Annotated in this window: 21 protein-coding genes and 1 tRNA gene; 13 read left to right on the top strand and 9 right to left on the bottom strand. The window is 70.5% G+C overall.

The window, feature by feature from the left end; translation table 11 throughout:
• Positions 1-56: 56 nt before the first annotated feature.
• Positions 57-1,553, bottom strand: a complete 1,497-nt coding sequence (locus ACX9MN_RS28565; protein WP_091980827.1) for a CoA-acylating methylmalonate-semialdehyde dehydrogenase — start codon at positions 1,551-1,553, stop codon at positions 57-59.
• 116 nt (positions 1,554-1,669) lie between these two features.
• Between ACX9MN_RS28565 and ACX9MN_RS28560 the strand changes: the two genes are divergently transcribed.
• Both ACX9MN_RS28560 and ACX9MN_RS28555 read left to right on the top strand, forming a co-directional pair.
• On the top strand, positions 1,670-2,578 hold the full coding sequence (locus ACX9MN_RS28560; protein ID WP_244491912.1) for a LysR family transcriptional regulator: 909 nt from the start codon (positions 1,670-1,672) through the stop codon (positions 2,576-2,578).
• A gap of 87 nt (positions 2,579-2,665) precedes the next feature.
• Positions 2,666-3,829: an iron-containing alcohol dehydrogenase gene (locus ACX9MN_RS28555; protein ID WP_091682990.1), complete on the top strand. Its 1,164-nt coding sequence runs from the start codon at positions 2,666-2,668 to the stop codon at positions 3,827-3,829.
• Between the two features lie 131 nt (positions 3,830-3,960).
• Here the strand turns inward: ACX9MN_RS28555 and ACX9MN_RS28550 are convergent, their stop codons facing one another.
• Positions 3,961-5,190, bottom strand: a complete 1,230-nt coding sequence (locus ACX9MN_RS28550; protein WP_020095650.1) for an ABC transporter substrate-binding protein — start codon at positions 5,188-5,190, stop codon at positions 3,961-3,963.
• 257 nt (positions 5,191-5,447) lie between these two features.
• Between ACX9MN_RS28550 and cpaB the strand changes: the two genes are divergently transcribed.
• From cpaB to ACX9MN_RS28515, 7 genes are all read left to right on the top strand, one after another.
• Positions 5,448-6,263: a Flp pilus assembly protein CpaB gene (gene cpaB, locus ACX9MN_RS28545; RefSeq protein WP_020095649.1), complete on the top strand. Its 816-nt coding sequence runs from the start codon at positions 5,448-5,450 to the stop codon at positions 6,261-6,263.
• Between the two features lie 5 nt (positions 6,264-6,268).
• Positions 6,269-7,897 carry a type II and III secretion system protein family protein gene (locus ACX9MN_RS28540; protein ID WP_020095648.1) on the top strand — a complete coding sequence of 543 codons (1,629 nt, stop codon included), beginning with the start codon at positions 6,269-6,271 and terminating at the stop codon, positions 7,895-7,897.
• Between the two features lie 30 nt (positions 7,898-7,927).
• Positions 7,928-8,695: a CpaD family pilus assembly protein gene (locus tag ACX9MN_RS28535; protein WP_175556351.1), complete on the top strand. Its 768-nt coding sequence runs from the start codon at positions 7,928-7,930 to the stop codon at positions 8,693-8,695.
• Positions 8,696-8,773: 78 nt separating this feature from the next.
• Positions 8,774-10,018 (top strand): CpaE/TadZ family protein, encoded by a 1,245-nt coding sequence (locus ACX9MN_RS28530; protein ID WP_056526226.1) that lies wholly within the window; start codon positions 8,774-8,776, stop codon positions 10,016-10,018.
• 57 nt (positions 10,019-10,075) lie between these two features.
• Positions 10,076-11,524: a TadA family conjugal transfer-associated ATPase gene (locus ACX9MN_RS28525; RefSeq protein WP_489726092.1), complete on the top strand. Its 1,449-nt coding sequence runs from the start codon at positions 10,076-10,078 to the stop codon at positions 11,522-11,524.
• A gap of 4 nt (positions 11,525-11,528) precedes the next feature.
• Complete coding sequence (locus ACX9MN_RS28520) at positions 11,529-12,506, top strand: type II secretion system F family protein (RefSeq protein WP_020095644.1); 978 nt, start codon at positions 11,529-11,531, stop codon at positions 12,504-12,506.
• A 31-nt stretch (positions 12,507-12,537) separates the two neighbouring features.
• Positions 12,538-13,515, top strand: coding sequence for a type II secretion system F family protein (locus tag ACX9MN_RS28515; protein ID WP_020095643.1), 978 nt, complete (start codon positions 12,538-12,540; stop codon positions 13,513-13,515).
• 25 nt (positions 13,516-13,540) lie between these two features.
• Here the strand turns inward: ACX9MN_RS28515 and ACX9MN_RS28510 are convergent, their stop codons facing one another.
• Positions 13,541-13,774, bottom strand: coding sequence for a GcrA family cell cycle regulator (locus ACX9MN_RS28510; protein WP_337251946.1), 234 nt, complete (start codon positions 13,772-13,774; stop codon positions 13,541-13,543).
• Positions 13,775-14,176: 402 nt separating this feature from the next.
• Between ACX9MN_RS28510 and sseA the strand changes: the two genes are divergently transcribed.
• A complete protein-coding gene (sseA, locus tag ACX9MN_RS28505) occupies positions 14,177-15,025 on the top strand; it encodes a 3-mercaptopyruvate sulfurtransferase (RefSeq protein WP_489726091.1) in 849 nt (282 codons plus the stop codon).
• Positions 15,026-15,091: 66 nt separating this feature from the next.
• Here sseA and ACX9MN_RS28500 read toward each other — a convergent pair whose 3' ends face one another.
• Genes ACX9MN_RS28500 through ACX9MN_RS28485 form a run of 4 tightly spaced genes read right to left on the bottom strand, consistent with a single transcriptional unit; the run spans position 15,092 to position 18,331 of the window.
• Positions 15,092-15,916, bottom strand: a complete 825-nt coding sequence (locus ACX9MN_RS28500) for an FTR1 family iron permease (protein ID WP_042672594.1) — start codon at positions 15,914-15,916, stop codon at positions 15,092-15,094.
• A gap of 53 nt (positions 15,917-15,969) precedes the next feature.
• Entirely contained in the window at positions 15,970-17,403 is a 1,434-nt protein-coding gene (locus ACX9MN_RS28495; RefSeq protein WP_091980836.1) for a 4Fe-4S binding protein, read from the bottom strand.
• Positions 17,400-17,750, bottom strand: a complete 351-nt coding sequence (locus ACX9MN_RS28490; RefSeq protein ID WP_489726090.1) for a cupredoxin domain-containing protein — start codon at positions 17,748-17,750, stop codon at positions 17,400-17,402. Before ACX9MN_RS28490 ends, ACX9MN_RS28495 begins: the two co-directional genes overlap by 4 nt.
• Positions 17,751-17,767: 17 nt before the next feature.
• The gene (locus ACX9MN_RS28485; protein ID WP_020095636.1) at positions 17,768-18,331 is read right to left on the bottom strand and encodes an iron transporter; all 564 of its coding nucleotides are present in this window, start codon (positions 18,329-18,331) and stop codon (positions 17,768-17,770) included.
• A 353-nt stretch (positions 18,332-18,684) separates the two neighbouring features.
• Here ACX9MN_RS28485 and ACX9MN_RS28480 point away from each other — a divergent pair, with 353 nt between their 5' ends.
• A complete protein-coding gene (locus ACX9MN_RS28480; RefSeq protein ID WP_489726089.1) occupies positions 18,685-20,808 on the top strand; it encodes a carbohydrate porin in 2,124 nt (707 codons plus the stop codon).
• A gap of 148 nt (positions 20,809-20,956) precedes the next feature.
• Here ACX9MN_RS28480 and lipB read toward each other — a convergent pair whose 3' ends face one another.
• The gene (gene lipB, locus ACX9MN_RS28475) at positions 20,957-21,688 is read right to left on the bottom strand and encodes a lipoyl(octanoyl) transferase LipB (RefSeq protein WP_091682998.1); all 732 of its coding nucleotides are present in this window, start codon (positions 21,686-21,688) and stop codon (positions 20,957-20,959) included.
• A gap of 88 nt (positions 21,689-21,776) precedes the next feature.
• On the opposite strand from lipB, the gene ACX9MN_RS28470 reads away from it, so the two are divergent.
• Positions 21,777-22,082 carry a FliM/FliN family flagellar motor switch protein gene (locus ACX9MN_RS28470; RefSeq protein WP_020095633.1) on the top strand — a complete coding sequence of 102 codons (306 nt, stop codon included), beginning with the start codon at positions 21,777-21,779 and terminating at the stop codon, positions 22,080-22,082.
• A 118-nt stretch (positions 22,083-22,200) separates the two neighbouring features.
• A tRNA-Leu gene (locus tag ACX9MN_RS28465) sits at positions 22,201-22,285 on the top strand.
• Between the two features lie 230 nt (positions 22,286-22,515).
• Here the strand turns inward: ACX9MN_RS28465 and ACX9MN_RS28460 are convergent.
• The gene (locus ACX9MN_RS28460; RefSeq protein WP_020095632.1) at positions 22,516-23,493 is read right to left on the bottom strand and encodes a helix-turn-helix domain-containing protein; all 978 of its coding nucleotides are present in this window, start codon (positions 23,491-23,493) and stop codon (positions 22,516-22,518) included.
• Positions 23,494-23,660 lie beyond the last annotated feature (167 nt).

Here is a 23,660-nt window from a genome sequence, read left to right as displayed (position 1 = left end):
GTACCCCCTCCCCGCGCGGGAGAGGGGGACCCGGGCCCCCCTCGAGCCGTCGCGCTCTACCGCATCGTCGGGATGGAGAACTCCGCCCCGCTCTTGATGCCGCTCGGCCAGCGCTGCGTCACGGTCTTGGTCTTGGTGTAGAAGCGGATCGAGTCCGGCCCGTGCTGGTTGAGATCGCCGAAGCCCGAACGCTTCCAGCCGCCGAAGGTGTGGTAGGCGATCGGGACCGGGATCGGCACGTTCACGCCGACCATGCCGACGTTGACCCGCGCGGTGAAGTCGCGGGCCGCGTCGCCGTCCTGGGTGAAGATCGCGACGCCGTTGCCGTACTGGTGGGTCGAGGGCAGCGCCAGCGCCTCCTCGTAATCCCTGGCTCGAACCACCGAGAGCACGGGGCCGAAGATCTCTTCCTTGTAGATCGTCATGTCGGGCGTCACGCGGTCGAACAGCGAGCCGCCCATGTAGAAGCCGTTCTCGTAGCCCTGGAGCTTGAAGCCGCGGCCGTCGACGGCGAGCTGCGCGCCCTCGGCCACGCCCTTGTCGATGTAGCTCGCGACCTTCTGCACGGCCTCCCGGGTGACGAGCGGGCCGTAATCGGCCGAGCCGTCGTGCGAGGGACCGATCTTGAGCGACTCGACCCGCGGGACCAGCTTCTCCATCAGGCGGTCGGCGGTCTGCTCGCCCACCGGCACCGCCACCGAGATGGCCATGCAGCGCTCGCCGGCCGAGCCGTAGCCGGCGCCGATCAGCGCGTCGACCGCCTGGCCCATATCGGCGTCCGGCATGATGATCATGTGGTTCTTGGCGCCGCCGAAGCACTGGGCGCGCTTCCCCGTCTCGGCGGCGCGCACGTAGATGTACTCGGCGATGTGCGAGGAGCCGACGAAGCCCACCGCCTTGATGTCCTCGTCGTCGAGGATCGCGTCGACGGCTTCCTTGTCGCCGTTGACGACGTTGAGGATGCCCGGCGGCAGCCCGGCCTCCAGGAAGATCTCGGCGATGCGGATCGGCACGCTCGGGTCGCGCTCGGACGGCTTCAGGATGAAGGCGTTGCCGCACGCGATGGCCGGGGCGCATTTCCACAGCGGGATCATGGCCGGGAAGTTGAACGGCGTGATGCCGGCGACGACGCCGAGCGGCTGGCGCAGGGAGTAGACGTCGATCCCCGGCCCGGCCCCTTCGGTGTACTCGCCCTTGAGCAGGTGCGGAATGCCGCAGGCGAATTCCACGACCTCGACGCCGCGCTGGATGTCGCCCTTGGCGTCCGGCACGGTCTTGCCGTGCTCGGAGGCCAGCAGCTCGGCCAGCGAATCGTTCTCGCCGCGGATGAGCTCGAGGAAGCGCATCATCACGCGGGCGCGCTTCTGCGGATTGGTCGCCGCCCAGGCCGGCTGGGCCGCTGCGGCGTTCTCGACCGCGGCGCGCATCTCGGCCTTGCTGGCGAGCGCGACCTTGGCCTGCACCTCGCCGGTCGAGGGGTGGAACACGTCGGCGAACCGCCCGCTCTCGCCGCCGACGTTCCGGCCGCCGATGTAATGCCCGATCGTGCGCATGCGCGCCTCCCTGTGATGTGGCGTTCGATTTTGGCGCACCCTATCAGGATCGCTTGAGCGATAAAGCCGGATGCGCTTACAGCCGTCGTGCATCGATGCACAGCGAGGGTGCGATCATGGCCAGGACGGGGCCCAACTGGGACGACCTCCGCTTCTTCCTCGCCGTAGCGCGGACCGGAACGCTGAGCGCCGCCGGGACCCGTACCGGCACCGAGCACACCACGGTCGGGCGCCGGATCCGCGCCCTGGAGGAAGGGCTCGGCGCCCGACTGTTCCACCGCAGCAACCTCGGCTACGCCCTCACCGAGGACGGCGCGAACCTGCTCGGCGTCGCCGAGGCCATGGAGAGCGCGTTCCTGTCGGCGAGCGCTGCCACGGAGGCCGCCCAGGCGGTCTCCGGCACGGTGCGGATCGGCGCGCCGGACGGGTTCGGCAGCGTATTCCTGGCCCCCCGGATGCACCGGCTCACCGCGCGCCATCCAGGGCTGGAGGTCGAGATCATGGCGACCGCCCGGATCTTCAGCCTGTCGAAGCGCGAGGCCGACATCGTCATCAGCCTGTCCGGCCCGCAGCAGGCGCGGGTGGTGGCGCGCCGGCTGACCGATTACCGGCTGCTCGTCTACGCGGCCGAATCCTACCTCGCCGGGACCGGGCCGATCGCGGAGGTCGGAGATCTCTCGGGGCATCCCTTCGTCGGCTACATCGAGGACATGCTGTTCACGCGCGAGCTGAACTATCTCGGCGCCCTGGGCCCGCCGGTCTCGGCGCGTCTGCGCTCCACGAACCTCCTGGCCCAGGTCCACGCGACGCTCGGCGGCGCCGGCCTCTGCGTGCTGCCGGCCTTCATCGCGGCGGCCCATCCGGGGCTCGTGCCGGTGCTGCCCGGGGCGGTGTCGCTGACCCGCTCGTTCCACATGCACATCCACGAGGATCACCGGAAGGCCGCCCATATCCGCGCCGTGGCGGGCTTCATCGCGGGCGAGGTGGAGGCCGCCGCCGCGCTCTTCGCCGGGCCGGCAGTGTAAGCACCGGCAGTTTCGCCCGGCGGGCGCAGGTCCTAAGATCGTCGTTCCGGCGCACCAGCAGAGGCGCCGGGTGGGAGAAGCAAGAGTATGGTCGCCTCGATCGCCCTGCCCCGGCTGATGCGCGTCGGCGCCGGCGCCTCGCGGCTCCTGCCGGAGGTGCTCGGCCAGCTCGGCCTGTCGCGGCCCTTCGTAGTCACCGATCCCTATCTCGCCGGCAGCGGCCGCACCGACACGCTGCTCGAGCGCCTCACCAAGGCGGGCGCGAAGGCCACGATCTTCTCCGAGACCGTGCCGGACCCGACCGTGGCGTCCGTGGAGGCGGCGCTGGCGGCCCTCCAAGCGGGCGATTTCGACTGCGTGGTCGGCTTCGGCGGCGGCAGCCCGATGGACACCGCCAAGGCAGTGGCGGTGCTCGCCCGCCACGGCGGCCACATGCGCGACTACAAGGCGCCGCGCCAGCAGGACGAGCCCGGCCTGCCGATCGTGGCGATCCCGACCACCGCCGGCACCGGCTCGGAGGCGACCCGCTTCACCATCGTGACCGACGAGGCCTCGGACGAGAAGATGCTCTGCATCGGCCTCGCCTACCTGCCGGTGGCGGCCCTGGTCGATTACGAGCTGACGCTCACCAAGCCGAAGCGGCTCACCGCCGATACCGGCATCGACGCACTGACCCACGCGATCGAGGCCTACGTCTCGCGCAAGTCGAACCTGTTCTCGGACGGGCTGGCGCTTCAGGCGATGCGGTTGATCGCCCCGAACCTGCGCCGGGTCTGGACCGATCCGGGCGACCGGGCGGCCCGCGAGGCGATGATGCTCGGCGCGACCCAGGCCGGCATCGCCTTCTCGAACGCCTCCGTGGCGCTCGTCCACGGCATGAGCCGGCCGATCGGCGCCCATTTCCACGTGGCGCACGGGCTCTCGAACGCGATGCTGCTGCCGGCGGTCACGGCCTTCTCGGCCCCGGCCGCGATCGACCGCTACGCCGCCTGCGCCCGCGCCATGAAGATCGCCGGCCCGGACACCGACGACCGCTCCGCGGTGTCGGCCCTGGTGGCCGAGCTCGAGGCGCTGAACGACGACCTCGACGTGCCGGGACCGCGGGAATACGGGATCGACCCGGCCCGCTGGGAGGCGCTGCTGCCCACCATGGCGGCCCAGGCGCTGGCCTCCGGCTCCCCCGCCAACAACCCGGTGGAGCCCAGCGCCGACGAGATCGTGGCCCTGTACCGGCGCGTCTGGGCGGGGTGATACCCTCTCGGAGTAGAGCACATCCTGAAACGGGACATTCGCCCCGCCGCCGTCTGTGCGAGCGGAGCGAAGCAATCCAGGGACGCGCCGCCCCGGGTCGCTGCGCTGCGCTCGCGATGACGGGGTGAGACCTACTTCGCCGCCGTCAGCGGGCAGCCGCTCTCGGCCGGAGAGGCGAAGGCCTCCTTGCCGGGGATCGTCGAGATCAGCTTGTAGAGGTCCCACGGACCCTTCGACTCGGCCGGCTTCTTGACCTCGAACAGGTACATGTCGTGGACCATGCGGCCGTTCGGCTGCACGATCCCGCCATGGGCGAAGACGTCGTCCACCGGCAGCTCCTTGAGCTTGGCGTTGACCGCGTCGGTCTCGTCGGTGCCGGCCGCCTTGACGGCCTTCAGGTAGGACAGGACCGCCGAGTAGGTGCCGGCCTGGATCATGTTGGGCATCCGGCCGGTGCGCTTCATGTAGCGCTGGCCGAAGGCGCGGGTCTCGTCGTTGGCGTCCCAGTACCAGCCCTCGGTGAGCGTCAGGCCCTGGGCGACCTTGAGGCCGAGCCCGTGCACCTCCGAGAGGGTGAAGAGCAGCGCCGCGAGCTTCTGGCCGCCCTCGACGATGCCGTACTCGGCCGCCTGCTTGATCGCGTTCGAGGTGTCGAGGCCGGCATTGGCGAGCCCGATCACCTTGGCCTTCGAGCCCTGCGCCTGGAGCAGGAACGACGAGAAGTCCTGGTTCGAGAGCGGGTGCCGGACGCTGCCCAGCACCTTGCCGCCGTTGGCGAGCACGACCTTGCTGGTGTCGGCCTCCAGCGCCGAGCCGAAGGCGTAGTCGGCGGTGAGGAAGAACCACGTGTTGCCGCCCGCCCGGGTCAGCGCGCCGCCGGTGCCCACCGCCAGCGCCCGCGTGTCGAACGCCCAATGGTAGCCGTAGGGCGAGCACGCCTTACCGGTGAGGTCGCTGGTCGCGGCCCCGGTGGTGATGGTGATCTTCTTCTTCTCCTTGGACAGGCCCTGGACCGCCAGCGCCACCGAGGAGGTGGTCAGCTCCATGATCGCGTCCACATTGTCGCGGTCGTACCATTGCCGGGCGATCGCCGAGGCGATGTCGGGCTTGTTCTGGTGGTCGGCCGTGAGGATCTCGATCGGCACGCTGCCGATCTTGCCGCCCATGTCCTCCACCGCCATCCGGGCGGCCTCGACCGAGCCCTGGCCGCCGTACTCGGCGTAGAGGCCGGACTGGTCGTTGAGGACGCCGATCCGTATGGCGTTGTCCGAGAAGCTTCCCTGCGCGGCCGCCGGAGCGGAGCCGAGCGCGGTCCCTGCGAGAGCGGCCGCCATCACCGCGCCGCCGATTGTCCTGATCATGTCTCCCCCCGGTTCGCCCGAGTGCCCGCTTCTGAGGCGGTTCCGGCGGCACGATAGGGGACGACCCGGCGCCGCGCCACGGCCGGGGTCGGGCGGGAGCTGAAGGATTCCGCGGATTGTGACGCGGTTCCGATCGACCCGTTTCCGGACCGGCGACAACGGCAGAGGTTATAATACCTTAACCATAATTACACGAATCCCCGCGCAGGTTCCCGTCATGGACGGCAATCCGGCCGTCTCCGGCGCGTGGCGATGCGATGAACCCAGCCCGTTTCGCCGTCCTCGGAATCGCCCTCGCGGCGGGCACCGGGGCGGCCTTCCTGATGAGCGGCGGCGATCCGCCACCGCCGCCACCGCCGCCGACGGCCGAGGCGCCGCCGCAGCCGACGACCGACGTGCTCGTGGCCGCCATCGACATGCCCATGGGCCAGGTGCTCCGGGCCGCGGACCTGCGCTGGCAGCCCTGGCCGGACGGCGCCGTGGCCAACGGCTACATGACCCGCAAGATCAACCCTAAGGCCCTCGAGGAGACCGTCGGTGCGTCCGTGCGCTCGGGCTTCCTGACGGGCGAGCCGATCCGCGCGCAGAAGCTGGTGCGCCCGGAGAGCGGGTTCATGGCGGCGATCCTGCCGCCCGGCATGCGCGCGGTCGCCATCGTCACCGACAGCCGCGGAACCAACTCGGCCGGCGGCTTCATCCTGCCGAACGACCGTGTCGACGTGATCCGCACCTTCCGCGACGAGTCCAATTCGCGGGCCAACAACAGCGACGTGCAGCTCTCCCAGACGATCCTCACCGACATCCGCGTCCTGGCGATCGGTCAGCTGGTCCAGGAGAAGAACGGCACCAACGTCGTCACCGGCGAGACCGCGACGCTGGCCGTGACGCCCGCACAGGCCGAGACCCTGGCGCTCGCCCAGAAGGTCGGCGCCCTGACGCTCTCCCTGCGCAGCCTCGCCGATGCCGGGCTGCCGCCGGAAGCCGTACCGCTGGCCGACGCGTCCGCCGCGCAGATGCCCGAACCCGCCCTGACCGTGGTGCGCTTCGGCGTCGCGCGGCAGCAGACGCCGTGACCGCCATGACCGCTTCGCTGTCCCTCACGCGCCCGACGCGGCGCCCCGACCGCGGCCCGCGCCGTTGCTCGGCCGGCGCCCTCGCGCTGCTCGTCGCCCTGACCGGGCCGGCCTCTTCCCAGGACCGCCAGACCTTCGGCCCGGCGCCGATCCTCACGGTCGGAGCCGCGGAAGCGAGCTCGACCCGGCGGGTCGAGCTGACCGCGGGCCGGTCCGTCATCGTCGACCTGCCGCGGGACGCCAAGGAGGTGTTCGTGGCCAACCCCGCGGTGGCCAACGCCGTGGTCCGCTCGACCCGCAAGGTCTTCGTGATCGGCATGGCGGACGGCGCGACCTCGATCTTCATCATGGATGCCGAGGGCCGCCAGATCGCCGCCCTCGACGTGACGGTGGCGCGGGACCTGAACCTCGGGACCCTGCGCGAGCTGCTCAACCAGAGCATCCCGGGCGGACGCTTCGACGTGCGCTCCTCGGGCGCCTCGGTGCTCCTGTCGGGAGCGGTCAACTCCTCGGCGGACGCGCAGCAGGCGATCGACATCGCCAACGCCTTCGTGGGCCTTGGCGGCGCCGGGGCCGCGGGAGCGGCGGGCGCGGCCAGCGGCGGCGTCGCCGCCGGCTCGCGGGGCGCGGTGATCAACAACCTCACGATCCGCAACAAGGACCAGGTGATGCTCCGCGTCACCGTGGTGGAGGTGTCCCGCAACGTCCTGAAGCAGTTCGGGATCAACATGGCCGGCAACTGGTCGGCTCTGAACCCGGTCGGAAACCTGGGGCAGACGCTCGTGAACGGCGGCACCGCGGCGGCCACGCAGGTCCCGGCGTACATCCCGAATGTTATCACCAACAACCTGCCCTTCCCGATCAACACGAACACGCCGACCGGGAATCTGGTCCAGGCCTCCGTGCAGGGGGGCGGCTTCTCGCTCCAGGCGACCCTGAAGGCGTTCGAGCAGGCCGGCGTCTCGCGCATCCTGGCGGAGCCAACGCTGACCGCCATCTCGGGCGAGGCCGCCAAGTTCCTGGCCGGCGGCGAGTTCGCGGTGCCGGCCTCGGCAACCTGCGCCGTCGGCGGCGTCTGCTCGCCCGGCATCACATACAAGCCCTACGGCGTCGCCCTGTCGTTCACACCGACGGTGCTGGCCGACAACCGGATCTCGATCCGCGTCGCCACGGACGTGACCGAGATCGATACGCAGCAGAGCTTCAACTATGTGATCGGCAACACCTCGGTCGCAGTGCCGGGCACCCGGGTGCGCCGCTCCGAGACCACCGTCGAGCTGCCCTCCGGCGGTGTGATGATGACCGCCGGCCTGATCCAGCAGTTCAACAAGCAGGCGATCGCCGGCCTGCCCGGCCTGATCAACCTCCCGATCCTCGGCGCGCTGTTCCGCTCCCGCGACTACCAGCGCCAGGAGACCGAGCTGATGATCATGTGCACGCCCTACATCGCCCGGCCGATGGAGGCGAAGCAGGTCAGCCGGCCCGACGACAACTTCGTCGACTCCAGCGACGGCCAAGCCGTGCTGCTCGGCCAGATCAACCGCATCTACGGCAAGGTCGCCCCGCCGGGCGCGGCCGCCGCGGCGCCGCTCGGCCGCACCTACCGCGGCCGCGTCGGCTTCATCGTCGAGTAGCGCCCCGCCGCGCCTCCCAGGATCGGACCCATGACCGGACCCATGACCGGACCCACGACCGGACGTCACCCGCCCGCACTGCCGCGCCGCGCCGCGAGCGTGCTCGCCGCCTGCGCGCTCTCCGCCCTCGCGGCGGCCTGCAAGACCGATCCCGTCACGACCGGCGGCATCGACGTCACGGATTACCGCGCGCGCCACCCGATCGTGCTGACCGACGGGCCTCGCAGCCTCGACGTGTTCCCGACCGGCACGGGCCATCTGGACCCGCGCCAGGCGACCGATGTCGACGCCTTCATGCTGGAGTACCGGCGCTACGGCCGCGGAACCCTTCTGATGCAGGTACCCCAGGGCGTCCCGCCCGACCAGGTCGCCGCCGTGCAGCGGACGGCCTCGGTTCTCGGCCGGCTCGGCACGCAGAACGGCGTCAACGCCCGCGAGATCGCCGTCAGCGGCTACGCGGTGGCGGCGCCGACCCTCGCCGCGCCGATCCGGCTGAGCTTCCAGCGCATGCAGGCCAAGGTGGCCGACGCCTGCGGCCTCTGGCCTCAGGACCTCGGGGCCGGCAATTTCGCGACCGACTACAACAACCGGCCGAGCTGGAACCTGGGCTGCGCCATGCAGTCCAACGTCGCCGCCCAGGTCGCCGACCCGGTCGACCTCGTGCGCGGCCGGCCCGAGGGCCGCATCGACACGGTCAAGCGGGTCCGGGACATTGGCCAGTTGCGGGACGGCAAGGATCCGTCAACCACATGGCGGCAAGATGGTCAGACCGCCGTGAAGGCCCAGGTCACGAACTGAGACAGCCGGCGCCGGGGATGGGCAGCCCCGCCGCCGATCGCAACGCCGCACCCCGCACGCGAACCCGAAAGCGCCGTCATGGCAGAGCTGTCCGAGACAACCGAGCGCACGATCGCCCCGGTGCCCCGGATCACCATCCAGGCCTTCTGCGAGACCGGCGAGACCGCGGCGATGATCGAGGGCGCGGCCCTCGACCGGCGCATGCAGAAGGCGCAGGTCAAGGTCCGGATGGGCGGCGGGGCCGCGGCGATCGAGGCGTACCGGCACGCGCCGACGCCCAACGTCATCGTCCTCGAGATCCAGGGCGCGCGCTCGCGGCCGATCGAGTGCCTCGACGCCCTGGCCGAGGTCTGCGACGAGGGGACCCGCGTCCTGGTGATCGGTCACGTCAACGACGTGATGCTTTACCGCCAGCTGATCCAGCGCGGGGTGTCCGATTACCTGATGGCGCCGGTCGAGCCCCTGACGCTCATCGCGGCGATCTCCGACCTGTTCACGGCCCCGGGCGTCAAGCCGGTGGGCCGGACCGTGGCGGTCTACGGCGTCAAGGGCGGCATCGGCGCCTCGACCGTGGCGCATAATTTCGCGTGGTCGGTGGCCCGGGGCCAGGGCGTCCAGACGGTGATCGCCGATCTCGACATCGCCTTCGGCACCGCCTCGCTCAACTTCAACCAGGACCCGCCCCAGGGCATCGCCGAGGCGGTGTTCGCCCCCGAGCGGCTGGACTCCGCCCTGGTCGAGCGGCTGCTGTCCAAGTGCAGCGACAACCTGAGCCTGCTCTCGGCCCCGGCGAGCCTCGACCGGACCATCGACCTGTCCGAGCCGGCCTTCGATACCCTGATCGAGCACATGCGGGCGAGCGTCCCGTGCGTGGTCCTCGACATCCCCCACCAGTGGAACGCGTGGACGAAGCGCGTCCTGACGGCGGCCGACGAGATCCTGATCGTGACCGGGCCCGACCTCGCCTGCCTGCGCAACGCCAAGAACCTCCTCGGCGCGCTGAAGCACGGTCGCCCGAACGACCAGCCGCCCCGCATCGTGCTGAACGGCGTCGGCGTGCCCAAGCGCCCCGAGATCGGCACCGCCGAGTTCGCCAAGGCCCTGGAGGCGCCGGTGGCCCTGACGATCCCGTTCGAGCCGACCCTGTTCGGCACGGCCGCCAACAACGGCCAGATGATCGCCGAGATCCAGGCGGGCTCGAAGGTGGCGGAGCTGTTCAACGACCTGGCGGCCATGACCCTCGGACGTCCCGAGAGCCGGCGGGGCCGTCCAAGCCTGCTGGAGCCGCTGCTCGCCAAGCTTTCCGGCCGCAAGGCATCCTGATGCGGACGCGATCCCTCACCCGGCCGGTGCCGCGGGTCAGCGTCGGGGCTCTGACCCATGTTCGGTAGGCGACAGTTCGGCGGCGCGTCGGCGCCGCCCCCGCCGATGCCGCAGATGCGGACCCCGGCCCCGGCCACGCCGGTGCTGCGCGACGCGCCGGCGCCCGCGCCGGCCCAGCGCCCGGCGCCGGCGGCCCCGGTCGTCGTCGAGACCGCGCGCTCGGAGGATTACTACCGCACCAAGAGCCTGATCTTCGGCGCCCTGATCGAGGCGATCGACCTGACGCAGCTCTCGCGCCTCGACGCCGAGACCGCGCGCGAGGAGATCCGCGACATCGTCACGGAGATCATCGGGCTCAAGAACATCGTCCTGTCGATCTCCGAGCAGGAGGAACTGCTCGACGACATCTGCAACGACGTGCTGGGCTACGGCCCGCTGGAGCCGCTGCTCGCCCGCGACGACATCGCCGACATCATGGTCAACGGCGCCCACCGGACCTTCATCGAGGTCAACGGCAAGATCCAGCTGACCAGCGTGCGGTTCCGCGACAACCAGCAGCTGATGAACATCTGCCAGCGCATCGTCAGCCAGGTCGGCCGGCGCGTCGACGACGCCTCGCCGATCTGCGACGCGCGCCTGCCGGACGGGTCCCGCGTCAACGTCATCGCGCCGCCGCTCGCCATCGACGGCCCGGCGCTCACGATCCGCAAGTTCAAGAAGGACAAGCTCACCCTGGAGCAGCTCGTGCGCTTCGGGGCGATCTCGCCCGAGGGCGCCGAGGTCCTCAAGATCATCGGCCAGTCGCGCTGCAACGTGGTCATCTCGGGCGGCACGGGCTCGGGCAAGACCACGCTGCTCAACTGCCTCACCGCCTTCATCGAGCACGACGAGCGGGTCATCACCTGCGAGGACGCGGCCGAGCTGCAGCTCCAGCAGCCGCACGTCGTGCGCCTGGAGACACGGCCGCCCAACATGGAGGGCCAGGGCCAGGTCACCATGCGCGACCTCGTGAAGAACTGCCTGCGCATGCGCCCGGAGCGGATCATCGTCGGCGAGGTGCGCGGACCGGAGGCCTTCGATCTGCTCCAGGCGATGAACACCGGCCACGACGGCTCGATGGGCACGCTCCACGCCAACAGCCCGCGCGAGTGCCTGTCGCGTATCGAATCGATGATCTCGATGGGCGGCTTCACCCTGCCGTCGCGGACCCTGCGCGAGATGATCTGCGGCTCGATCGACGTCGTGATCCAGGCGATGCGTCTGCGCGACGGCTCCCGGCGCATCACCCACATCACCGAGGTGCTCGGCATGGAGGGCGACGTCATCACCACCCAAGACGTGTTCCTCTACGACATCGTCGGCGAGGACGCGAACGGCAAGCTGATCGGGCGTCACCGCTCCACCGGCGTCGGCCGGCCGAAATTCTGGGAGCGCGCCCGCTACTACGGCCTCGAACAGCGGCTCGGCGAGGCGCTCGACGCCGCCGAGGTCGTCGACCGGAACTGAGCCGATGGCGGACGCCTCCAACCTGCCGATCGCCGCCGGCCTCGCCGGCATCGCGGTGGCCGCCATCGCCTACGTGGCGGTCCTGCCCCTGCTCGGCGGCGAGCGCCGGGCCACCAAGCGCCTGAAGACGATCAGCGTCTCCGCCTCGGGGGCGGCGACCCGGGGCGTCGCCGTCAACCGGCGCGAGCAGGTCGCCAAGACGCTGAGCGAGATCGAGGCGAAGGCCAAGGGCGCCTCGAAGGCCAGCGTGGAATTGAAGCTCGCCCGCGCCGGCCTCGGCTGGACGAAGCAGACCTTCTACGGGGTCTCGGCCCTGAGCGGAGTCGTCTTCGGGCTCCTGCTCTTCGTCATCACCGACAACGCCCTGGCGGCGCTCGGCGCCGCCTTCGCGGGCGGCTTCGGCCTGCCGGCCTACCTGCTGCGCCACCTGCGGCTCAAGCGCATCGCTAAGTTCAACAAGGAGCTGCCCAACGCCGTCGACGTGGTGGTCCGCGGCATCCGCACCGGCATCCCGGTGGGCGACTGCTTCCGCATGGTCTCGCGCGAGGCCGAGGAGCCGGTGCGCAGCGAGTTCCGGACCGTGGTGGAGACGCAGGCGATGGGCCTGTCCCTCGGCGAGGCCTGCACGCGGCTGTTCGAGCGCGTGCCCACCGCCGAGGTGAACTTCTTCGCCATCGTGATCAACATCCAGCAGCAGTCGGGCGGTAACCTCTCCGAGGCGCTGAACAACCTCTCCACGGTGCTGCGCGACCGCGCCAAGATGCGCGGCAAGGTCCAGGCGATGAGCATGGAGGCCAAGGCCTCGGCCTCGATCATCGCCTGCCTGCCCTTCGCTGTGGCGGGCATCACCGCGCTCACCAGCCCCGACTACATCTCGCTGCTCTGGACCACCGACACGGGCAAGATCGCCCTGGTCGGCGCGGCGATCTGGATGTCCATCGGCATCTTCACCATCAAGAAGATGATCGCCTTCGAGTTCTAGGCGCGGTGCGCCGTCTGCCGGATCCCGCCCGATGATCGACGCCATCGCCGAGAAGCTGTTCGATCCCCGCTTCATGGGCACGCTGCTGACCGCCGTCGCGGCGGCCGCGACCGCCTACGCGGTGGCGCAGCCCTTCCTGGAGACCGACCGCCTCGGCAAGCGGATGAAGCTCGTCAGCGACGAGCGCGAGCAGATCCGGCGGCGCGAGCGGCTGAGCGCGGAGCGGACCGGAAGCCGGGCGACGCTGCGCACGGAGCCGAAGGCCTACATGAAGTCGGTCGTCGAGAAGTACCAGCTGCGCCGCTGGCTCGGCACGGACACGGCCAAGCGCAAGCTGATGCAGGCAGGGTACCGCGGCCAGGGGGCGGAGACCGCTTTCCTGTTCTTCCGCCTCGTCGTGCCGGTCGCGGCGGTGATCGCGGCCCTGTTCTACCTGTTCGTGCTGGAGGTGCTCGACGCCTCGTACCTCATGCGGTTCGGGCTGGTGATCGGCGCGGCCTACATGGGCATCAAGGCGCCCGAGCTGTTCCTGGTGAACACCGCCAAGAAGCGCCAGACCGAGATCCGCAAGGCGTGGCCGGACGCCCTCGACCTCACGCTGATCTGCGTCGAATCCGGCATGGCGATCGAGAACGCGTTCCGGAAGGTGAGCACCGAGATCGCCACGTCCTCGGTCGTGCTGGCCGAGGAACTCGCGCTGATGACCGCCGAGATGTCGTTCCTACCCGACCGGCGCCAGGCCTACGAGAACCTCGTGATGCGCACCGGCCTCGAGCCGGTGAAGTCCGTGGCGACGGCGCTGATCCAGGCCGAGCGCTACGGCACGCCGGTCGGTCAGGCGCTGCGGGTGCTGAGCCAGGAAAGCCGCGACATGCGCATGAACGAGGCCGAGAAGAAGGCGGCCGGGCTGCCGCCGAAGCTCACCGTGCCGATGATCCTGTTCTTCCTGCCCGTGCTGTTCGTCGTCATCATCACCCCGGCGGTCATCCAGATCATGCGGACGCAGTGACGGCCGGGATGGCGCAGGGAGAGGCTCAGCGGATGCGGCCGGGGCGAGTCGGCTCGAACACGATGCGGCGGTGGTAGGCGCACCAGCTCTTGCCGTCGGACACGGGGGCGCCGCAGCAGACGGCGCGGTCGTTCGGCTCGCCGATGATGTACTTGCACACGAAGGCGCCGGACTGCGCGAAGGGCACGCGCAGGTCGGCCGACGGCTCCTCGACGGACTCGGCGTCGCCGATCTGGGACATGCGGACGAGTTGATTCATGGTGTCGATCGGCTCAATAAGCATCCTGCACGGTGGGTCGGGCGCCCGGGCAGACAGGGAAGGTTTGAACGCATCTCGTTCAGGCGACGTCCCCGTATCGCGTCCGCGAGCGGAACGTCCGGGGCGGCCAACACGATGCCGGCCGGACGGCCGACGCGATTGGCGTCATCATGGTGTCGTAACTGGGGTTACGGCTCTTTAAAACAAGACCAGCCTGCGCTGGATGCATCGGACCACGGTGCGGGATGCGTAGCTCCCCCGATCCGGCGCGCGCTCGATTGGCATTGGCGCGGCTGACGAATCCGCCCGAACGCCGCCGTCCCGCGATGGCCCGGGCGTGCAACGCGGTGCGACCTATGGTTCTGTGAGCCCGCAACGCGAACAGAGCCGGATCCGCCGACCATGGCCCAAGCGCCCCTCGTGTCACCCGAATGGCTGCACGACCGCCTCGCGGCCCCCGACATCGTCGTGCTCGACGCCTCGTGGTACCTGCCCGCGGCGGGCCGCGATCCCGAGGCCGAGTTCCGCACCGCCCACATACCCGGAGCTCGCCGCTTCGATCTCGACGCCATGAGCGACACCGAGTCGAGCCTGCCGCACATGCTGCCGCGGCCCGAGGTGTTCGCGGCGCGGATGCGCGCGCTCGGCGTCGGCGACGGCATGCAGATCGTCGTCTACGACGGGCAGGGCCTGTTCTCCGCCCCGCGGGTCTGGTGGATGCTCAAGGCCTTCGGCGTGCGCGACGCGCTGGTGCTGGACGGCGGCCTGCCGGCCTGGGTGGCGGCGGGCTACCCGACCGAGGAGGGCGACCCGCGCCAGCCCGAGCGGCGGCACTTCACCGCCCGCTTCGACCACGGCGCCGTGGCGGACGCGGACGACGTCGCCCGCGCCCTGGACAGCGGCTCGGCGCAGGTCGTCGACGCCCGCTCGGGGACGCGGTTCCGCGGCGAGGAGCCGGAGCCCCGCCCCGGCGTCCGGCCGGGGCACATGCCCGGCGCGCGCAACCTGCACTACGCGGCCCTCCAGCGCGACGGCCGGATGAAGAGCCCCGAGGAGTTGAAGGCGGTCTTCGCCGAGAACGGCGTCGATCCGGACCGGCCGATCGTGACCACCTGCGGCTCCGGCGTGACCGCGGCGATCATCGCGCTGGCGCTGGAGACCATGGGCCGCCCGGCGCGGGGGCTCTACGACGGCTCCTGGTCGGAATGGGGCGCCGACCCGGCCCGGGCGGTGGCGACGGGCGCGCCGTAGCGCGCGGCGATCGGACGCCGCGGAGGCGGGCGAGGTCGATGCCCGCCGCCCGCAGGCCCGTCGCAACTAGGCCGGCCGCACCGCGCGGCGCTTGTCGGCGGCGCTCCACTGCATCAGGCCGACCATCACCGCGATGGTGGCGACGTAGACCAGCCCCTGGAGGGCGGTCGGCCGGTCGGTGTAGCCGACCAGGGCGTGCAGGACGCGGCCCGGCCAGGAATTCTCGGCGATCACGCCGGAGCTGTTCCAGAGGGTGTATCCGAGAACCTCGACCACCCCGGCATTCGCCAGGAACTGCGCCGCCTGCGCGGCGAGGCCGGCCGCGAGGAAGATGATCAGGACGCTGGTCACCGAGAAGACGTAGCGGCTCGGAATCGAGGCGAGCCCGAGATAGGTCACCGCCGAGAGGAGCGCGCCGGCGCCGATGCCGGCGACCGCACCGAACTGGATGTCGGCGCCCGAGGTGCCCGAGGCCACGAGGCCGTAGAGGAACAGGACCAACTCGGCCCCCTCGCGCAGGATCGCGGCGCCGATCACGATCGACAGGGCCGCCGCCTCCCGCTCGCCCGAGCGCACCGCCGCGCCGGCGGCGCGCAGTTCGCCCGCCAGCTCCTTGCCGTGCTTGCTCATCCAGGTGTTGTGCCAGATCAGCAGCAGCACCGCGACGATCAGGACCGCGGCGTTCAGGATGTCCTGCCCGCTGCCCTCGAACGCGTCCGAGATCTTCTCGGCGAACAGCGCCACCAGGGCGGCGCCCGCGAGGCCGCCGGCGATGCCGAGGAGGACCCAGCGCATCCGGCCCGGGATGCCGCGGGTGGCGGCCAGCACGATGGAGATGATGAGGCCCGCCTCGATGACTTCGCGGAAGGCGATGACGAAGGCGCCGATCATGGCGGTCTCCAGGGTTTGTGAGGTCGTGTGACGCGGCGCGCGCGGACCGCGCGCTACCAGATCCAGAACAGGAGCACCCAGTTGGCCACCGAGAGGGCGGCCGCGCCGGCGATGCAGGCCGAGGCCGCCACCCGGCGGAGGCCGCCAGCGGCGAGACCCGCCACCCGCCAGGCCAGCCAGACGCTCCACAGGCTGGCGCCGGCGAGCAGGCCCGCGCGGATCTCCGCCACGTAGGGGATCACGATGCCGTCGCCGCGCAGGAACGTCACGGTGAGCGCCGACAGGCCCAGGAACACGCCGCAGCCCGCGACCGGGATCAGGGTCTGGGTCAGGTGGTGGAAGCGCCGGAGCGACCAGCCGCCGAGGCTCAGGGTCGCGAGCGCCACGATCCCCGACAGGGCGAGCCCGAGGACGAGCGTCGCGGCGCCGATGTAGGCCAGCAGCAGCCCACCGTCGAGGAGCGTCATGACGTCGTTGCGGTCGGGGTAGTTCGTGAGCACGAACCAGGGCGCCGAGTGCTCCAGGGGCCACGTCGTCCCGCGCTCGATGAGCCACGTGGCCGCCCATTGCTTGGCATCGACGAACCAGGGGCTCGAGGACCACTGGAAGGCGCCCACCGCCAACGCCAGCATGCCGAACAGGATCAGCATGGTCTGGTCGAGGCTGGGCTCCGCGCCGGCCACGTGGACGATCTCGTGGTTGGGCGAGCGCAGGGCGAGGCGCACGGCGCCACGGTGGCCGCTGCAGCGACCGCACATGTGGCAGGCGCCCGCGCCGCGCATGGTCTTGACCGGCACGAGGGGCGCGCAGTTGAAGGACTCGGTGCCGCCGACGGGTTTGGGCGAGTCCGCCCAGGCGGCGCGGTCGACCTGGAAGCTCACCGGCGCGAGCTTCGACAGCACCGCGAAGACGCCGTTGACCGGGCAGAGGTAGCGGCACCAGACGCGCTTGTTGCGCCCGTACAGCAGCCCGACCACGATCGCCGCCAGGGTCGAGCCGCCGAGCACCGCAAGGACCGGCTTCGGGTAGCCGTACACGCTGGTCATCTGCCCGTAGACGGTGGTTCCGGCGAAGGCCACGAACGGCCAGCCCTGCCAGGTGATCCAGCGCGGCACGGCGTAGCCGCGGCTCCACCGGCTCGCGAACTCGCTGAGGGCCCCCTCCGGGCAGAGCACGCCGCACCAGGCCCGGCCGACCAGCACCATGCTGACCAGCACGAATGGCCACCAGATCCCCCAGAAGGCGAACTGCGCGGCGAGCGTCAGGTTGGTCCAGATGTGGGCGGCGTTGTCGGGCAGCGGCAGCAGGGCCGGCACGATCACCAGCACCGCGTAGACGGCGACGATCAGCCACTGCACGGACCGGATGATCCAACCGTACCGGCGCAGCGCGTCGCCGAACCGGGCGAGCCGCGCGTCGACCGCTGACCGGCGCGGCGTGACGTCGGCGAGGGCCAGGGAGCCGGGCGCTGTCGTGGACGCGCTCATTTGGCCACCAGGGTCGCCTTCGCTTCCGGGTGGAAATCGTCGAACACCTGGTAGGTGCCGGCATCGAGGGTGCGGAACACGATCGCCGAGGTCGAGCCAGCGGCCAGCGCTTTCTCGCGGCGCAGCTCCGTGCTCTCGAACTCCACCGGCGTCTGGCCGGTGTTCGAGATCTCGAGCTTGAACCGGGTGTTGGCTGGAACCTCGATCACCGTCGGGATGATCACGCCGTCGCGCATCTCCACCTTGATGACCGGCATGTCGTCGGCGCGCGCGGGCGCGGAGGCCGACGCGGCGGCGACCAGCAGCAGCGGGATGGCTCGGACGAGGGGGCGCGGCAGGCGGGACACGGTCAGCTCCGGCACTCTCAGTAGGCGCCCTTCTTGCCGACGCCGGCGAAGGTGAAGTCCTGGGTGATCTCGAAGGGCTCGAACCACGGGCCGACGCCCGTCTCCTTGTCGACGTGGCGGCCGAAATGGCTGTCCTTGCCGGGCGGCGCGACGGTGACCTTCAGACGGTAGCGACCCGGGCCGAACAGCTTGACGTTGTCGCCGTAATGCGGCCCGTCGTTGGCGACCATCGGCATCAGCATGCCCGACACCGTCTGGTCGGTGGGCTTGTCGCCGTCGAGCTTCACCGCCTCGAAGCGGACGTCGAGCGCCGGCACCCAGTCCCCTTCCGCGAAGCCGTTGCGGTTGTCCTTGGCGGCGCGGATATCGGTCTCGAGGTGGATGTCCGACTTGGCGGCTTCGCGCATCATGCCGGGCGGATCCATCTCGATCGGCTGCAGATAGACGGCCGCGACCTCTAGGCCGTTGCGCGTCACGTGCGGACCGATCGGCACCTCCTTGGCGGCCGCGGCACCGGCGAACGCCAGGAGCGAGGCCGCGGCGAGGCCGCGGAGAACCGGGAGGATGTGCGAGGCGTGCATGCGACCGCACATAATCCAGGCCGCGGGAAGTTCAAACCGGAATCGCACGACAGTCAAATAATAACAATTCTAATCTGCCGGTGAGCCGCATCGACATTACGGTATTCGAATGTCGTTGCATCGAAAAAGGTCGATTACGACGCACTTTCACGAAGCTATTCGCGGTGCGATGCCCTCTGGATCTTGACGAATCCAACGCGGGCTGGATCGTCACGCCAGTGCCATGCGACGAACCGAGGATGCGAGGCGGCAAGGCCATGGATCGCACGATGGCCCGCGATCACGAGCGCGCGACCCGGCTTGCGCGGCCCCGTGACGCGTTTTAGCAAATGCTATACTTTTCTGTGAGTCGGATGAGATCCCGTTCCGTGTTCCTGGTCCGCACTGCGGCGCTCGTCCTGGCCGTCCCTCTCCTGGCGCCCGCCGCCGCGCGGGCGGCCGACATCTCCCCGCCGCGCCCAGTCGAGGCGCCGTCCTACACCGACTGGTCGGGGGGCTATGTCGGCCTCGAGGGCAGTGCCGGCGGGTCCTACGGCGCCTACAATTTCGGTCCGACGATGATCGGCGCCCGGCCGGTCCCGGCCTTCAAGAGCGGCGATTCCACCGGCCGCAGCGACCAGGGCAAGAACGCCACGACGGCGGTCGGCGGCCTGTTCGGCGGCTGGAACTGGCAGGCCGGGCCGTGGGTCTACGGCGTCGAGGCGAGTCTCGACGCGGCGAATCTGAAGCGGCCCGTCCCCTCGACGATCGCGGGCTTCGGCTACGCGGACGTGGACCCGGCCTTCAACATCGTGCGCGCCAAGACGGATCTCTACGGCACCCTGCGCGCCCGGCTCGGCTACAGCTTCGACCGCTACCTGATCTACGGCACCTTCGGCCTCGCAGGGGCGAACGCGCGCATCCTGGCGAATTACCCGGACCTCGACACGGGTGTCCAGACCACCGCGCGGCGGGACCTCGGCTACGTCGGCTTCACCCTCGGCGCGGGCGTGCAGTACGCCATCACCGACAGCCTCGCGCTGGGCATCGACTACCGCTACATCGATCTCGGGGGCAGCCGGCGCTTCCCGCTGGGCACGGTGCCCGGCGACGCGGGCGGGCCGGTCACGACCCGGGCGCGCTTCACGTCCAACGAGCTGTTCGCGCGGCTGATGTGGTTTCCGGACGGGCTGAAGGTTCCCCCGGACCGGGACGAGACCGCCCCGCACGATCCCGACAACGGCGATACCGGCCGCTTCTCGCTCCACGGCCAGACGACGCTGATCGCGCAGGGCGTTCCCGGCTTCCGCTCTCCCTACGAGGGTGCGCAGAGCCTGATCCCCCATCAGGCCCGGCAGACCACGACGGCCACGATCTTCCTCGGCCTCAAGCTCACCGATAGCACCGAGATCTACTACAATCCCGAGTTCAGCCAGGGCTTCGGCCTGTCGCGGACGCTCGGCGTCGCCGGCTTCGTCAACGGCGAGGCGCAGAAGGCCGGCGCCCCGTTCCCGAAGCTGCGCTCGAACCGCTACTACGTGAAGCAGACCTTCGGGCTCGGCGGCGAGACCGTGGAGGTGCCGGACGGACCGAACCAAGTGGCCACCCGCTACGACGCCGAGCGGATCACGCTGATCGCCGGCAAGTTCGCGTTGGGCGACTTCTTCGACGGAAACATCTACGCGCACGATCCGCGCGTGGACTTCTTCAACTGGTCGCTCTGGGGTTCCTCGGCCTGGGACTTCCCGGCCAATCTCCCGGGCTTCACGCAGGGCGTCTACGCCGAGTACAACCGCCCCGAATTCGCGATCCGCGCTGCCTACACGCAGGTGCCCAAGGAGCCGTCGAGCGACGTGCTCGACCCGCGGGTGTTCCGGCGCGCGGGGCTGAACGTCGAGTTCGAGGAGCGGCACGTGCTCCCGTGGCTGGAGCAGCCCGGCAAGATCCGCATCGGGCTGTTCTCGAATGTCGGCGTCTCGGCCAACAACCGCGACGTCGTCACCCTGACCCAGTTCGGCCTGTTCGACGACATCAACGACGCCGTCGCGGCGACCCGGCGTCCCCGCCGCAAGACCGGCGGCTACATCAACCTGGAGCAGGCGCTGACGCCCGAACTCGGGCTGTTCGCCCGGGCGAGCCTGAACGACGGGCGCACCGAGAACATCTCGTTCACCGACATCGACCGGAGCTTCTCCGGCGGCCTGTCGCTGAAGGGCAAGGCCTGGGACCGCCCCGACGACACGATCGGCATCGGCGCTGCCGTGAACGGGCTCTCGCCCTCGCACCGGGCCGCCTTCGCGGCCGGCTATCTCGGGCTGCTGATCGGCGACGGGCGTCTCAACTACGGCACCGAGCGCGCGCTGGAGACCTACTACGCCCTGAACCTCACGAAGTTCGTCACCCTGACCTTCGACTACCAGTTCATCGACAATCCCGGATACAATCGCGACCGCGGGCCGGCGCACTTCTTCGCCTCGCGGCTGCACGCCGATTTCTGATCGGCGCCGGTGAGACGGCCTCCGGCCGGAGCGTTCGGACGCTATGCGTATTCGCGAGCGAAGCGATCCGGTCCGGGCTCCGGACGACACGCCCCCTGGGTCGCTGCGCTCGCGACGACGGCGGCATCGCCCGATGGCGCGGCCCTGCTCACTCCGCCGCCTCGGTCGCGGTCGCCCCGAAGATCGCCTCGAAGGCGGCGCGGAGCTGCATGTCGACCTCGGCCATGCTCACCGGCAGGCCGAGATCCACGAGGCTTGTCACGCCGTGCTCCCGGACGCCGCACGGCACGATCCCGTCGAAATGCGCGAGGTCGGGCTCCACGTTCAGGCTGATGCCGTGGAAGCTGACCCAGCGGCGGACCCGGATGCCGATCGCCGCGATCTTGTCTTCGACGCCGGGCCCCTTCTCGGGCCGGCGCACCCAGACGCCGACCCGGTCCTCGCGGCGCTCGGCGCGGACGTTGAAGGCGGCCAGCGTCTCGATCAGCCACGCCTCCAGGCTCGCCACGTAGGCGCGCAGGTCGCGGCTGCGCCGGTCGAGGTCGAGCATCACGTAGGCCACCCGCTGGCCGGGGCCGTGATAGGTATACTGCCCGCCCCGCCCCGTCGCGTGGACCGGGAACCGGTCCGGCGCGACGAGATCCTCCGGCCGGGCCGACGTGCCCGCCGTGTAGAGCGGCGGGTGCTCCAGCAGCCAGACGCATTCGGGCGCCGCGCCGCGGGCGATCGCCTCCGCGCGCGCCTCCATCCAGGCGAGGGCGGCGGCGTAATCCACTGCCGCGTCGCTCACGCGCCAGCCCACCGGGCCGGCGACCGGATCGGTGCCGGGCCGCTTCGGGAAGGCGGGCGGGCTGACCGTGAGGCGGGGCGCGTTTACCAAGAGTTCACCATCCTGCGTCGATGGTCGAAGCCTCAACATCCGCGGCCGGCGGTTGCAAGGTTCCGGCTGCGAGACGGGATGGCGGACGGTGGCGGTCTTCGAGACCCTGAAGGTCGATCTGACGGTGGTGCTGGGCCGGGCCCGCATGCCGCTGCACATGCTCCTCCGGATGGGCCGCGGCGCCGTGATCGAGCTCGAAGCCAGCGACAGCGACATGGTCGAGATCCTGGCCAACGACCACCCGATCGCGCGCGGGCAGATCGTGGTGACGGGCGACCGCATCTCCGTGGAGGTGACCGAGCTGATCCGCAAGGCGGCCTCGATCGTCGAGCCGGGCGTCAGCATCGGCGACGGCGCGGCGCCTTTCCTGGAGGGCGGCTACGATTCCCCGTGACTGCGCTTGTCGGCGGCCGGACGATCTGTTATCCGCTGCGCCGCGCGACACGAAAGCGGCCCCGGGTTCTCCCGCGGCGCGCGACGGTCGGGCGAACGGACCGGTCTTCGCGTCCGATGCGGCCATGGCGGAATTGGTAGACGCGCTAGCTTGAGGTGCTAGTCCCGAGAGGGGTGGAGGTTCGAGTCCTCTTGGCCGCACCACATTGTTTCGGTTGCCCGGACCTGCGGCAACCCGGATGTGGTGCATGACAGGGCGGTGCGCCGCCGATCACGATACACCATTATCTGAGCCGACGCGCCGGGTCGCGACGCGCGTGCCGTTCGCACGCCGGGCGCAGGCGCCTGCGCCCGGCCAGGGGTTGCGCGAGGACCGCGCGCATCATTCCGCGCCGGGACGTCGCGGGATCGGCGGAGGCCGGCCACCGTCCCGATCAGGGAGCCGACGGAGCACCGGAAGCCCGCAGCAGGGCGGCCTCCCTGTACTCGCGCGGGGTCAGGCCGTGGCGGTCCTTGAACCGGCGGGAGAAGTGCGCCTGGCTGGTGAACCCGCAGCCGTAGGCGAGCATCCCGATCGACAGGTGCAGGCAGGCTGGGTCGGACAGCCGCTTGGCCGCCGCCGCCAGTCGGCGCTCCCAGATCCAGTCGGAAATGTGCTGGCCGCGCTCGTGGAACAGCTCCTGGAGCCGGCGCAGCGAGACCCCCGTGGCGGCCGCGAGCTGGGGCGGGTCCAGTCCCGGATCGTCCAGATGGGCCTCGACATGCGCCTTCGCGCGCTGAACGACGACGCTGCCGTGGACGGGGCGAGGCACATCCTGCGCGAGCCGCTCGGCGAGGCTCGCCACGATCAGGTCGACCGCGATCGCCGACATGCGCTCGGCGGCGTCGGGCGTGAGCTGGTGCCGCACCCGGATCAGGTCGTGGATGAAGCCGGTCGCCAGCGTGGCCGACGCGAGGTCCGCCCCGACCGACAGGCCGGTGTAGAGCCGTGTCGAGCCGAGCACGCCTTCCAGGCGCTCCCGCGGCAGCTCCAGGAACAGGGCCTGGCTGTCCCTGTGGGTCGTCAGCACGGAGGGGCGATGGTCGAGCACGACCATGTCGCCCGGCCGCTGCACGGCCTCCCGGCCGTCCTGAACGCTCGTCGACAGGCCCGCGAGCTTGAACAGCACCACGACCATCCCGGCCCTGTCGTGGCGCCGGGCCGCGCTGGGCGTCGTCTCGCATCGCAGGGCGCTCTGCGTCAGGCGCGAGAGGTACAGCGCGCCGATCTCCGCGACGTCGAGCCTGCCCCGGAACGGCCCGTCGTCGAGGCGCTCGACCTCGATCGGCACGAGCCGCTCCCCGAGAAGGTCTCGCCAGAGCTTGAAGCCGCTCCGGGGGTGGAGACCCTCCGTCGAAAACACTGTCTGCATAGGCAATATCTGAAGTCGCGGCCGCGCAGCGATCCTGAATACCGATCGCTGCGTATCTTTAGATACACTTTCACGCTCGGACTATCCAACGATACCGTCAATTCTGAAACAATTATATCTCAACGGACAGATCAGAGGCGATCCTCGGTCACAACGACGATAAACGC

The organism is Methylobacterium sp. 1A, assembly GCF_058072805.1.
The sequence above is the reverse complement of the archived record's forward strand: the minus strand, read 5'-3'. Positions and strand labels throughout refer to the sequence as shown.

Excerpts from the sequence above, each read along its gene's own strand:
- ACX9MN_RS28560 (WP_244491912.1), top strand. The coding sequence starts at position 1,670 with ATGGCCAGGACGGGGCCCAACTGGGACGACCTCCGCTTCTTCCTCGCC.
- ACX9MN_RS28555 (WP_091682990.1), top strand. The coding sequence starts at position 2,666 with ATGGTCGCCTCGATCGCCCTGCCCCGGCTGATGCGCGTCGGCGCCGGC.
- ACX9MN_RS28525 (WP_489726092.1), top strand. The coding sequence starts at position 10,076 with ATGTTCGGTAGGCGACAGTTCGGCGGCGCGTCGGCGCCGCCCCCGCCG.
- ACX9MN_RS28460 (WP_020095632.1), bottom strand. The coding sequence starts at position 23,493 with ATGCAGACAGTGTTTTCGACGGAGGGTCTCCACCCCCGGAGCGGCTTC.
- ACX9MN_RS28540 (WP_020095648.1), top strand. The coding sequence starts at position 6,269 with ATGACCGCTTCGCTGTCCCTCACGCGCCCGACGCGGCGCCCCGACCGC.
- ACX9MN_RS28535 (WP_175556351.1), top strand. The coding sequence starts at position 7,928 with ATGACCGGACCCATGACCGGACCCACGACCGGACGTCACCCGCCCGCA.
- ACX9MN_RS28495 (WP_091980836.1), bottom strand. The coding sequence starts at position 17,403 with ATGAGCGCGTCCACGACAGCGCCCGGCTCCCTGGCCCTCGCCGACGTC.
- ACX9MN_RS28515 (WP_020095643.1), top strand. The coding sequence starts at position 12,538 with ATGATCGACGCCATCGCCGAGAAGCTGTTCGATCCCCGCTTCATGGGC.
- ACX9MN_RS28530 (WP_056526226.1), top strand. The coding sequence starts at position 8,774 with ATGGCAGAGCTGTCCGAGACAACCGAGCGCACGATCGCCCCGGTGCCC.
- ACX9MN_RS28550 (WP_020095650.1), bottom strand. The coding sequence starts at position 5,190 with ATGATCAGGACAATCGGCGGCGCGGTGATGGCGGCCGCTCTCGCAGGG.
- ACX9MN_RS28510 (WP_337251946.1), bottom strand. The coding sequence starts at position 13,774 with ATGAATCAACTCGTCCGCATGTCCCAGATCGGCGACGCCGAGTCCGTC.
- ACX9MN_RS28565 (WP_091980827.1), bottom strand. The coding sequence starts at position 1,553 with ATGCGCACGATCGGGCATTACATCGGCGGCCGGAACGTCGGCGGCGAG.
- ACX9MN_RS28480 (WP_489726089.1), top strand. The coding sequence starts at position 18,685 with ATGAGATCCCGTTCCGTGTTCCTGGTCCGCACTGCGGCGCTCGTCCTG.
- ACX9MN_RS28500 (WP_042672594.1), bottom strand. The coding sequence starts at position 15,916 with ATGATCGGCGCCTTCGTCATCGCCTTCCGCGAAGTCATCGAGGCGGGC.
- ACX9MN_RS28520 (WP_020095644.1), top strand. The coding sequence starts at position 11,529 with ATGGCGGACGCCTCCAACCTGCCGATCGCCGCCGGCCTCGCCGGCATC.
- cpaB (WP_020095649.1), top strand. The coding sequence starts at position 5,448 with ATGAACCCAGCCCGTTTCGCCGTCCTCGGAATCGCCCTCGCGGCGGGC.
- sseA (WP_489726091.1), top strand. The coding sequence starts at position 14,177 with ATGGCCCAAGCGCCCCTCGTGTCACCCGAATGGCTGCACGACCGCCTC.
- ACX9MN_RS28485 (WP_020095636.1), bottom strand. The coding sequence starts at position 18,331 with ATGCACGCCTCGCACATCCTCCCGGTTCTCCGCGGCCTCGCCGCGGCC.